At 31.8% G+C, this 11,940-nt stretch carries 11 protein-coding genes; 7 read left to right on the top strand and 4 right to left on the bottom strand.

Going from position 1 to position 11,940, the window contains the following annotated elements:
• Positions 1-105 precede the first annotated feature (105 nt).
• The gene (locus tag CLU81_RS06820) at positions 106-1,248 is read left to right on the top strand and encodes an AraC family transcriptional regulator (RefSeq protein WP_099709143.1); all 1,143 of its coding nucleotides are present in this window, start codon (positions 106-108) and stop codon (positions 1,246-1,248) included.
• Between the two features lie 60 nt (positions 1,249-1,308).
• The gene (locus tag CLU81_RS06815) at positions 1,309-2,145 is read left to right on the top strand and encodes an alpha/beta fold hydrolase (protein ID WP_099709142.1); all 837 of its coding nucleotides are present in this window, start codon (positions 1,309-1,311) and stop codon (positions 2,143-2,145) included.
• Positions 2,146-2,196: 51 nt separating this feature from the next.
• On the opposite strand, the gene CLU81_RS06810 is transcribed toward CLU81_RS06815, so the two are convergent.
• Positions 2,197-3,162, bottom strand: a complete 966-nt coding sequence (locus CLU81_RS06810; RefSeq protein ID WP_099709141.1) for a hypothetical protein — start codon at positions 3,160-3,162, stop codon at positions 2,197-2,199.
• Between the two features lie 147 nt (positions 3,163-3,309).
• Here CLU81_RS06810 and CLU81_RS06805 point away from each other — a divergent pair, with 147 nt between their 5' ends.
• Positions 3,310-4,728 carry an undecaprenyl-phosphate glucose phosphotransferase gene (locus CLU81_RS06805; protein ID WP_099709140.1) on the top strand — a complete coding sequence of 473 codons (1,419 nt, stop codon included), beginning with the start codon at positions 3,310-3,312 and terminating at the stop codon, positions 4,726-4,728.
• Here the strand turns inward: CLU81_RS06805 and CLU81_RS06800 are convergent, their stop codons facing one another.
• A complete protein-coding gene (locus CLU81_RS06800) occupies positions 4,729-5,463 on the bottom strand; it encodes a tyrosine-protein phosphatase (protein WP_099709139.1) in 735 nt (244 codons plus the stop codon).
• 148 nt (positions 5,464-5,611) lie between these two features.
• Between CLU81_RS06800 and CLU81_RS06795 the strand changes: the two genes are divergently transcribed.
• Entirely contained in the window at positions 5,612-6,802 is a 1,191-nt protein-coding gene (locus tag CLU81_RS06795) for a DUF5009 domain-containing protein (RefSeq protein WP_099709138.1), read from the top strand.
• Positions 6,803-6,975: 173 nt separating this feature from the next.
• Here the strand turns inward: CLU81_RS06795 and CLU81_RS06790 are convergent, their stop codons facing one another.
• Positions 6,976-7,377: a hypothetical protein gene (locus CLU81_RS06790; RefSeq protein WP_099709137.1), complete on the bottom strand. Its 402-nt coding sequence runs from the start codon at positions 7,375-7,377 to the stop codon at positions 6,976-6,978.
• Between the two features lie 4 nt (positions 7,378-7,381).
• Positions 7,382-7,975, bottom strand: a complete 594-nt coding sequence (locus tag CLU81_RS06785; protein WP_099709136.1) for a hypothetical protein — start codon at positions 7,973-7,975, stop codon at positions 7,382-7,384.
• Positions 7,976-8,117: 142 nt separating this feature from the next.
• Here CLU81_RS06785 and CLU81_RS06780 point away from each other — a divergent pair, with 142 nt between their 5' ends.
• The 3 genes from CLU81_RS06780 (at position 8,118) to CLU81_RS06770 (ending at position 11,906) form a co-directional block, all read left to right on the top strand.
• Positions 8,118-9,299, top strand: coding sequence for a BamA/TamA family outer membrane protein (locus CLU81_RS06780; protein WP_099709135.1), 1,182 nt, complete (start codon positions 8,118-8,120; stop codon positions 9,297-9,299).
• A gap of 30 nt (positions 9,300-9,329) precedes the next feature.
• Positions 9,330-10,493 carry a glycosyltransferase family 2 protein gene (locus CLU81_RS06775; RefSeq protein ID WP_099709134.1) on the top strand — a complete coding sequence of 388 codons (1,164 nt, stop codon included), beginning with the start codon at positions 9,330-9,332 and terminating at the stop codon, positions 10,491-10,493.
• Positions 10,494-10,577: 84 nt separating this feature from the next.
• Entirely contained in the window at positions 10,578-11,906 is a 1,329-nt protein-coding gene (locus CLU81_RS06770) for a dihydrolipoamide acetyltransferase family protein (RefSeq protein ID WP_099709133.1), read from the top strand.
• The last annotated feature ends 34 nt before the right edge of the window (positions 11,907-11,940 follow it).

The following is an 11,940-nucleotide window of genomic DNA, read 5'->3' as shown; positions in this document are numbered from 1 at the left end:
CTTTTTGCAAAAGTAAACTTTTATATTACCATTTACGAATTGTTAAACTTATTTAAGTTGACTAAGACAAACTTAATTACTTAGATTTGTGATCAAAATTGTTTTATGTACTCAATATTCAATGCAATAATTTGCGGTGCAGCATTTTTACTGACATTTATAATTTTTGTAAATCAAAATAAGATTAATATAAAAGCCAATCGATGGTTTGGATCTTTTGTAGGCTGTATTTTTTTAATATTACTTGAAAATGTTATTGTAGACAGCAAAATACTCACAGAAGATGATATTCTGAATCAATTAATAAATATCTCCAGTTTTGTCGTTGCTCCGGTATTTTATCTAAGTGTTTGCTATTATATCGAGCCAGTTAGAAAATGGAAAGTAATTGATTACTTGCATTTTAGTTTCGCTTTCCTAATCTTTATTCTTCTTATTATTTCCTGGTTAATAGACGACAACAATAAACCTGAAGATATAAGTCCGGAAATTGTACAGAAAACCATAGCAATATTTAATTTTATTTTCAGCCTATACGTTTTTATTTATTGTTTTCTGGCTTATCGAAAAATTGTTAAGCATGAAAAAACGATTAAACTTTTAAATTCTACTTCTGAGAATCTGGATTTGAAATGGCTAAAAAATATTATTGTCGGTGTTATTTTTATCACGATTTTTTGGATTCTTGATATTGTATTTCAAATATCCGAAGGAAACAAAACCTTCGATGTCCTGACAAGTTTGATTTACTTTTTAAGTATTCTCTACATAACTTATTATTGGCAGAAACAAAAAGAAATCTTTCCATATAGTTTAAAAGAAAAAGAAGAAATAGAAACTATTATTGTTGAAACTTCTTTACCAGAAGGTAAACGAAAACAATTGCTGACCAACGAAGAATTAGAAGAACAAAAAATCAGATTATTACAATTAATGGAAACCGAAAAGCCTTTTTTAGAATTTGGTTTAAGTTTAGTAAAACTGGCTGGTTCGATGAAAATTTCTACGCATATACTTTCGTACGTAATCAATAATGGATTTGGTGAAAATTTCTATCAGTTTATAAACAGATATCGAATTGAAGAAGCTAAAAAATTAATGATTGATTCTGAAACGGATCGTTTAAGTTTATTAGGAATTGGGTTTTCTGTAGGTTTTAATTCAAAAACGGTTTTTAATACTACATTTAAAAAAGTCACAGGACAAACTCCGTCAGAATATAAGAAACAAATAGGTTCTAATTTATAAATCAGAACGACCAGCCTTTGTTTTTAAGGGATTTTTGCTGAAAATTTTAATCTTAAAGAAATGAAATCAGCAAAAAACATTATTGCAAAAATTGGACTAAGTTTATTCTTTACATTCGTTTCGTGCGATAAAGACAGTGATAATAATACTGAAACTTTAAAAGAAATAAAAGTAGATGTTGGAACTCATAAATTGGCAACTTACTCCATTATTCACAACTCAAAATATTTGGTAGTTTTTGAATCCGGACTCGGAGACGGACATTCTGTTTGGAACGAAAAAAAAATAGCAATAAAAATAAGTGCCCAATTAGATGTCTTAACATATGACAGAGCCGGTTATGAAAAATCTGAAAAAGATTCAAAACCAAGAAATATAAATCAATTAAGAAGTGAACTCGAAACTGTAATTAATAATTTTTCGAATGACAGAAAAGTTATTCTTATCGGGCATTCGCTTGGCGGAATGATTATTAGAGATTATGCTGTTAAAAATCCTTCTAAAGTTGCCGGATTATTATTTATAGATCCATCGCACGAATATTATAATCGGCCTTCGCAAGAAGAGGAGGATATGCTTTATAATCTTTGTGTGATCAATTATGGAGAAAATTTTGGAGGAACACGCGAAGCCAGAGAAATAATAGAAGATTCTCAGTATATGGCGACACTTCCGGATTTGCCAAATATTCCTGTAATTGTAATTTCGAGCTTAAAAATCGACGCATCTACTTCTGAATCAGAAAAACAAATATGGTTTAAGGCGCATGAATTATTAAAAGAAGGAGTTTCTGATTTTACGCACATTACAACTATAAAAGCAGGGCATTACATTATGAATGATGAACCCAATTTGGTGATCGATAATTTTAATTTACTGCTGTCTAAAATAAAGTAAAAATAAGTTTTGCGGAATTTGGTTTAATATAAAATCAGATTCCGCAAAAGTTTATTTATGAAGATAGGAATCCAATATAGGACTTAAGTCAATACGATGAATTTGTTGCCGAACATTGATTACCGGTTTTCGGACCAAAGATTCATTTGTCAAATAATAATGCAAACCATCTTCTGTCGAAATTCCTTCTATTTGATGAAAAGGAAGCGGAAGATTTATTCTCCTTTTATTTCCGGATAAAAAATCATGGTTTTTAAAATCATATAAAAGATATAAAAATGGTTTTCCTATTTTAGAATAACCACAAAGAACAATTAGTTTTTTGGATTCTAAATAGGTTGCGCCCGTCACTAATCCTTTTGTGTCCAATTCATCTTTTAATTTTGCAACGTGTTTTCCGGATTGATTTGGCAAAGAATAAATAGACGTTTTTGAATTACTCCATTGTTTTGTAAACAAATAAATGCTGTCTTTTGAAATGATGAAAGCTTCACAATCAAAATTTGTAGTATTGCCTTTTTGAGAGGAAAAATCAGTTTGATCAGAATATTGAAACGAAATGGTTTCAATATTTGGATTTCCTTCGAGAAAAGATTGTTTTTCTATTTTCAGAATATGTAAATCAGTTCTGTTTCCGGTGTAATTATTTCCGAAATCACCTATATAAATATGAGTACTATCTTGAGAGATTTCTTCCCAGTCATTATTTATTACTTCGTTCAGAACTATTTTTCTTTTAATTTGGCCCAAAGAATCCAATCCGTAAATAGTTTTGTCATGATCGTCATTATGCGTCCACAATAAATTATTGAAAGAAATTAATCCCGAAGTTTCTTTGATCGAGTCAGATAATTCCCTGGAATATTCCGGTTTGATTTTGAAAGAAGCATACAAGCAACTTCCATCATTTATAGTTGCCAATGGATTATAGTTCTTCGAAAGCGGATCTGTACAACCTGATATTTGCGCATTTGCAGAAACTGCAATCAGGAAAAAAAGTAGAATTGTTTTAAGCATAATCTGCAATATTATATCTGCAAAATATAAAAGTAAACTTTTAAAGAATAGATTCTAAATAGTACAGAAAAATCTAATTAAAATATTATTTTGCAGTGCTAAATTTTTAATTAATTTTTAGTCTAAAATTAAGCATAAAACCTCAATATGAAAATTCTACAAAAACTATCGCATTATCGTTTCTCGCGCTATTTTAAGCTTTTGTTTGTTTTAGTAGATTTAGTATTGTTGAATCTGGCTACAATTTTGTCTGCATTTGCCAGATTTGAAAGTTTGGATAAGCTTTTATCAAAAGAAGAAAGAGTAGTTTCGTTATTGGCAATTTTACTTTGGGTTGTATTATTGCTTCAGAACGATTCAAACCGAAGTATTCGTGTAGAAACTATAGAATCCATATTATTCAGAACCATAAAAAAGTTGCTCATTCACGCTGCTTTAATCTCAATATTTGTGGTATACTTGAAATACACTGATATTTCGAGACTTAGATTAGTTTATTTTTACATGATTTTCTTTGTATTATTGATGGTTTCCCGTTATTTCTCCATGAAACTTCTAAAATATATTAGAGCGCAAGGATATAATTTTAAAACTTTTATTGTTGTTGGTGTTAATGAATCCGGAGAGAAAATCCGAAAAATATTAGCAAAAGACCTGACTTACGGATATAAATTTCTAGGCTTTTTTGATGATAATATAGATGCTTCAATTGTTGATACTTCTTCAGTTTTAGGTGGTTTTGCTGCTATTCCGCAATTTGTTGCCGAAAAAAAGATAGATGAAATGTATGTGGCATTACATATTGATAATATTGAAATTATTAATGAACTGACCAGAATTTGCGAACAGAATATGATCCGAATTAAGTTTATTCCTGATTTTCAATTGTACACAAAATCAAGTAAAGTTGAGGTTGCTTTTTATGAAAATATGCCGGTATTGATGTTTCGAACAGAACCTTTGGAACTTGTGGTAAACAGGCTTGCAAAAAAAGCTTTTGATATTGTTTTTTCGGTTTCTGTGATTTTATTGATATTTCCGTGGTTGTTTCCTATTATAATGCTGATTATTAAAATAGAATCGCCGGGACCAATATTTTTTAAACAAGAAAGATCCGGTCGAGATAATAGAACTTTTATGTGCTTTAAATTCAGAAGCATGTATGTTAATGGTTTGGCACACAAAAAACAAGCCGAAAAAGGAGATAGTCGTATTACTAAATTTGGCGCTTTTATTCGTAAAACAAGCATTGACGAATTACCTCAGTTTTTTAATGTTTTTTATGGCGATATGTCCGTAGTTGGACCTAGACCACATATGGTAAATCTGGCTAAAGAATACAGTGATTTAATCAATAATTATTTAGTGCGTCAGTATGCTAAACCCGGAATTACAGGTTGGGCGCAAGTCAACGGTTATCGCGGAGAGACAAAAGTATTGAGCGATATGGAAAGCCGAGTAGAATATGACATCTGGTATATTGAAAATTGGAGTTTATTACTCGACGTGAAAATCATCATAAAAACAATTATCAATGTCTTTAAAGGCGAAGAAAACGCTTATTGATTAAGATTTAAAAAACTGATTGTTATTAATTACTTCTTTTAGATTAGAAATACTTTTTACTTTAATTCTGTTACCAAAAGAGTTGATATGTCTCATATGATGAACATCAGTTCCTGCAAAATCATACATTCCCTTTTTAAGAAGTTCGTCGGCAATTTTGGATATTTCACTTCCATAATAACCAACAGTCGACAATAAATTCAACTGAAAAAGACAACCTGCTTTTTTTAGTTTTTCGTATTCATCAAGATTTTTATGATAGAAAGTATAGCGTTCCGGATGTGCCAAAACCGGAATGTAACCTGCAACCTGCAAATCAAATAATATTTTATACAATCGGATAGGAGCATTTAGATATGACATTTCTACCAATACATAATTGTCTTTTAGCGTAAGAAGTTTTTCGGAGTGAAAATGACTTTCAAACCAATCATCCATTAAATATTCGGCTGCGGTTTCAAAAGGAATTTGAAGTTTGTTTTCTTTTGCTAAAACAATTGTTTCTTTATAATTATCTAAAATCGTCTTTTGTGAATTTTTCCAAATATGGCTAATATGCGGAGTAGTAGTAAATTGAGAAAAGCCCATCTCTTGAAAAGCTTTTATAAGTTTAATACTTTCAGTACTATTTTTTGCACCATCGTCAATACCAGGCAATAAATGGGAATGAATATCAACAAAACCTTCGGGAATAAGGTCTTTTAAGTGTAGTTTGGGTTTGAATAATGATAACATGGCGCAAAAGTAAAAAAATGAAAGGATTTTTTAATGAAATTGATTAGAGGATTTATTTAAAACGATTTATCGAGAATTTGTTACAGAAACCTAATTTGACATTTCATCCATTAGTTTATATTTGTTGTTATCAATACGCTGAAATTTTATGAAAATTAAAGAGAATTTATACAATCAAAGGATTATTTCGATAGATGCTTTACGCGGAATTACCATTTTTATAATGATTTTTGTAAATGAGCTCGCGAGCATTACAGAAGTGCCGCAATGGATGAAACATATGCCTGCAGACGCAGATGCAATGACTTTTGTTGATGTGGTTTTTCCAGCCTTTTTATTTATTGTTGGAATGTCGATTCCGTTTGCTTTCAATGCCCGATTATTAAAAGGAGACAGTGTTAAAACGATTTGGGCGCATACCTTAAAAAGAGCTTTGGCTTTAATTATTATTGGTGTTTTCATGGTTAACGCGGAATACGGTTATGACGCAACAAAAATGATTATTGCGCCTGCATTTTGGGGACTTTTGGCTTATTTCATGCCGATTCCCATTTGGAATAAATATGCAAAAGATTTTCCGGTTTGGTTAAAAAGTACGTTTCAATATGGTGGAATGCTTGTTTTGGTAGCGCTATATTTTTTATACGTTCAGGATACTGGCGAAATTGGAATGACACCAAAATGGTGGGGAATTCTGGGATTAATAGGTTGGGCGTATTTAATTACAGTAATCTATTATTGGCTAGTTTCAGGAAGATTATGGGCCATGATTGCTTTTTTGGTAGTTTGTGTAATCGCCAATTCGGTTAATTTGACAGAAGGATCTGTAATACAGCAAACATACTGGTTAAGTTTCATCGCCGGACATTTAACACATGCTTCATTAGTAACCGCCGGAGTTGTGATTTCGCTTTTATTCTTTGATCGAAGAATAGCTCCCAAAATCAATTGGGCAGTAATAGGTTTTGCAGTTTTGTTTTTTGTAACAGGATATTTATTAAGACCTTACTTTGGAATTTCAAAAATAAAAGGAACACCATCGTGGACCATGTTTTCGGCTACAATTTGTACCGTATTATTCTATTTTCTTTATTGGTTAATGGAAATTAAAAAACAAACAAAATGGAGTAATTTCTTCATGCCGGCAGCAGCAAATCCTTTGTTGATTTATATTTTGCCGGGCGTAATTTATTATTTCTGTATAGCTTTTAATATTCATATTATTCCGGATTATTTCCGTGTAGGAGTTCCTGGAATTATTTGGTCATTAGTTTTCTCAACAATAATGTTGTTTGTAATGAAATTATGCAACAAATATAAAATTCAGTTGCACTTGTAGGGATTGTTTAACCGCAAAGTTCACAAAGATTTACGCAAAGTTCGCAAAGCTTATCAAGACAAAGCTTTGCGAACTTTGCGTTTGCTAAACGTGATCTAAAAGAAAAAACTTTTGCGAGCTTTGCGGTTAAATAGTCTCATTTCAACTTGAAACCTGAAACCTGAAACAAATTCTCACCTTACACGTTTAAACGCAATTGGTCCAGTTCGTTTTTTATTGTCGACAAAAGTTCCTTCCAGCGTATTTCCATCTTCAGATAATTTTAAAGTATGCGTTCCTGCGGTTGCCCATCCCTTAATAGGTAAAGTTACATCTACAGTATAGCCAATGGTGTTTCCTATTCGTTTTCCTACACCGCTTTCTACGAATTTCTGTCCTTTCCATTCCAGATAATGCGAGAAAATAATTTTTCCGTTTTGTTCCGATATAATGGCAACTGCATTTTGAACGCCGGGATTTATATCTTCCCAAACACCATTAATGTCGATTTTTGAAACAGCAGATTTTTTTTGGCTATAGCCAAAATTTGAAAATAATACAGCAACGAAAAGGATAAATAAAAGTCTTGTTTTCATGTTTTTAAATTTGGACTATAACTGATTTTATTTCTAAAAATGCTCCCGAAACCGGATTGTAATTCACAAAATTGAATTTACAAAGGTTATGAATATTTAAAAGTTTCCCGTTTGGTAAACCATCTTGTTTGAAATTTGACCACGGAATTTTAATCGTTTTGAATTTTTTTGGAGAAGCCGGAATATCAACTCTTGGATGTGAACCGCCATGAACGCAACCAGTTCCTTCTGGATTTCCTTCTCTGGCTTGTAATTTTATAAGATGTGAAGATCTATAAGTTATAGTGACGAATTTCGATTCATTAGATAAGTTTGTTGGAATACCATCATTTGAATCTGACGCCATAATCATGACATTTAATTCTATTTCTCCAACAGGATTGTCTTTTGCCGTTACTCTGATAATTTCTTCTTTTTCCCGAATTGCATTTATAGTTTCCTGATTTTCTTTGGCTGGACCGGCAATATACCAAGTAGAAGATTTTACAAGATTTCGGTCTGAATCTAAATCATGTTGAATAAATCCAAAACCTGATGTAAAAAAGAGTGTCAATAGCAAAAGAAATGAATCAATTAGAATCAGAATTCTGTTTTTCATGGAAAACTATTTTTGTTCAAAATCAAAAATATAGTTTTTTACGATTCGTTTTAGTTTTTCTTTTTTTATTCTTTTTAAAATAGACGGCTGTTTTAAATTAAATTTTAAATTTGTAAGAAGTTGTTTCTGAAAATCTTACGAAATGAAAAGTATAAAATCGCTAATTATTTTATTTTTCCTTTTTCTTGCGTCATTTTGTTATTCACAGAATGATACAATTTCGAGTAGTAAAAAAGATATTTTAGATGTTTTGTATAAACTATTCCATAAAAATGATTCCGTAAGAGTAAATTCAGACAAAAAGGTAGCTTTTTCTTTGCTTCCCGTTCCTATAGATGCAAATAAAAATGCGGGATTGGTCGTTTCTTTTTTAACCACATTTTATCTTGGCGATAGTAATACGACCAAAATGTCTCAGGTTTCTTTTTCGCCTTATTTCAGTTTTACCAAGCAATACGTTTTTCCCATTCAATCCTATATTTATACGAGAGATGATAAATGGAATTTTATTGGTGATTACAGATATATGATTTATCCTCAGGATACTTATGGTTTAGGCGGACATAATACAGATAAAAAAATGTCAACATTAGATTATCAGCAATGGCGTTTTTATCAGTTTGCAACCCGAAAAATAATTGGTAATTTCAGAATGGGATTAGGATTGTTGTTGGATAATTACCAAAATATTTCTGAAGAATCTTATATCGATGATGAAACCGATTACTATAAATATATGAACGGAGATTACTCAGATGAAAATTCTTTTGGAATCGCTGTTCAGGGACTTTATGATTCTCGAAAAAACAACGTAAATCCGGAACAGGGAATCTATATAGAAGCCGATTATAGAATAAACACAACCGGAGTCGACGGAAAAAAATGGAATTCTATTTATTTTGATGCCCGAAAATATCATTCATTTAGCAAATACAAACACAGAGTTTTGGCTTATCGGGCTTTTTATTGGTCAACTTTTGGCGGAAAACCTCATTATCTCGATTTGCCAAGTATTGGTTGGGATCGCGATGGAAAAACAGGTCGCGGTTTTACCAGAAATAGATTCCGAAGCAATGCATTGATGTATTTTGAAACAGAATATCGAACAGATATTTCTAAAAACGGATTTTGGGGCGCAGTATTTTTTACTAATATTTCCTCAGTTTCAAAGTTGGATACGTACGATTTTAAAAAATGGAATCCTGCAGCTGGAGCCGGTTTACGTATTAAATGGAACAAGCAAAACAATAGTAATTTGGTGCTCGATTTTGGAGTTAGTAAAAACGATTGGTCATTGCGATTGGGTTTAGCCGAAAATTTCTAACTTTCGAAAAAATCAATTCCTATATTTTTCATGCAATTATCGGTAATTATTCTTAATTATAATGTGCGTTACTTCTTGGAACAATGTGTTTTAAGTGTTCAGGAAGCGATTTCGACACTTGATGCTGAAATTATTGTTATTGATAATAATTCGTCAGATGAGAGTTGTTTGATGATGAAAAATAAATTTCCGAATGTAAAATTAATTGAAAACGCTTCTAATTTTGGTTTTCCAAAAGGCAATAATATTGGCGTTTCTCAAGCGAGCGGAAAATACGTTTGCATTCTAAATCCCGATACAGTTGTTGCCGAAGATACGTTTGTCAGGATTTTGGCTTTCGCCGAAAGGCAAACAGATTTAGGAATTATAGGCTGTAAATTAATTGACGGAACGGGAGAATTTCTACCAGAAAGCAAACGCGGAATTCCGACGCCATGGATTGCTTTTACAAAGATTTTGGGTTTATATAAAATCTTTCCAAAAACAAGATTATTCAATCAATATTATGCACAACATTTAGGAGAAGATGAAACCGGAAAAGTCGATATTTTAGTTGGAGCTTTTATGTTTTTGAAACGCGATTTATATCTGGAATTAGAAGGTTTTGATGAAGATTGTTTCATGTATGCTGACGATATTGATTTGTCATATCGTGTTTTACAAAAACAAAAGGTGAATTTCTATTTTCATGAAACTACAGTTTTACATTATAAAGGAGAAAGTACGGTAAAAGACGAAAAGTATATGAAACGTTTTCAGGAAGCGATGAATTTCTTTTATCAAAAGCATTTTAAGAAATCGTGGTTTTTTGAGTTTTTTATTCAAATTGGTATTTGGTTTTTCTCTTTTGTAAAAATGTTTCAGGGAAAAGTTAAACCAAAACCTTTGCCTGAAAGTGTCGTTTTTTATTCTTCAAATAAAATTTTGTCTGAAAATTTACCTTCTATTTTAAAAAATAAAGTGTTCTTTTTGGATTTAAAAAAAGAAAAAATGGTAAATTCGTGCCTACTTTTTAAGGGTAAAAGAGGAGAGATTATTTTGGATAATCACTATGTTTCATTCAAAAAATGTATCAAAATGATAGAAACTCTTAAAGATAAGAACATTACTTTTAAGATTTTCCCCAAAAACACCAATTTTATTATTGGAAGCAATTCCCGAAATGACAGAGGCCAAATTATAAAAATTGAGTAAAAAATTATATTAAGTGTAATTTATATTTAAAATATTCAGTAATTTCGCAATCACAAAATCAAAATCATCCTTTAGATTAACAATATGGCAAGATTTGAATTAAAGCTTCCTAAAATGGGAGAAAGTGTCGCTGAAGCAACCATTACCAACTGGTTGAAAGAAGTTGGAGACAAAATTGAAGCTGATGAAGCTGTACTTGAAATTGCAACTGATAAGGTTGATAGTGAAGTACCAAGCGAAGTATCGGGAATTTTAGTTGAACAATTATTCGGTAAAGATGATTTAGTTCAGGTAGGACAAACTATTGCAATTATTGAGACAGAAGGTGATGCGCCAACTGCAAAAGTAACTGAAGAAGTTTCTGCTCCAACTGAAGCAGCAGAAATTGAAAAAACAATTGAAGTTGCTAAAGAAACTGTCGCTGCTCCGCAAGATTTCTCAGGATCAGATAAATTCTTTTCTCCATTAGTAAAAAATATTGCAAAGGAAGAAGGTGTTTCTGTTACTGAATTAGAAAATATTGCTGGTTCAGGAAAAGACGGTCGCGTAACAAAAGAAGATATTTTAAAATATGTTGAAAACCGTAAATCGGGTGTTGTAGAAGCTCCAAAAGCTGTAGTTCCTACGCCAAAAGCAGCAGAACCAGTAGTTCAGGCAGCTCCGGTTCAAAAAAGCCAACAAGCGGTTCCGGTTTCTGTAAATGGAGGTGACGAAATCATCGAAATGGACAGAATGCGTAAACTGATTTCTGGATATATGGTGGCTTCGGTACAAACTTCGGCACACGTACAATCATTTATTGAGGTTGATGTGACGAATATTGTAAAATGGAGAGAAAAAGTAAAAACTGCTTTCGAGAAAAGAGAAGGTGAAAAGTTGACTTTTACGCCAATTATGATGGAAGCGGTTGCAAAAGCGTTAAAAGATTTCCCGGGAATGAATATTTCTGTTGATGGAGATTATATCATCAAAAAGAAAAATATAAATTTAGGAATGGCTGCGGCTTTACCAAACGGAAATTTAATTGTTCCTGTAATTAAAAATGCAGATCAGTTAAACCTTGTTGGAATGGCAAAAGCGGTTAATGATTTAGGAAACCGTGCAAAAGCCGGAAAACTAAAACCAGACGATACACAAGGCGGAACTTATACGGTGACAAATGTGGGGACTTTTGGCAGTGTTTTTGGAACGCCAATTATCAATCAGCCACAAGTTGGAATTCTTGCTCTTGGAGCGATTCGTAAAGTGCCTGCGGTTATCGAAACTACGGAAGGTGATTTTATAGGAATCCGTCAAAAAATGTTCTTATCGCATTCTTACGATCATAGAGTTGTTGATGGTGCATTAGGTGGAAGTTTTGTAAAACGTGTAGCCGAATATTTAGAAGCTTTTGATGTAGACAGAGATTTCTAAAATCAGAATAAAAATAAATTCAAACCCTGAAAAT

Source organism: Flavobacterium sp. 9 (genome assembly GCF_002754195.1).
Lineage (GTDB): Bacteria > Bacteroidota > Bacteroidia > Flavobacteriales > Flavobacteriaceae > Flavobacterium.
This window is presented reverse-complemented; position numbering and strand designations above follow the sequence as displayed.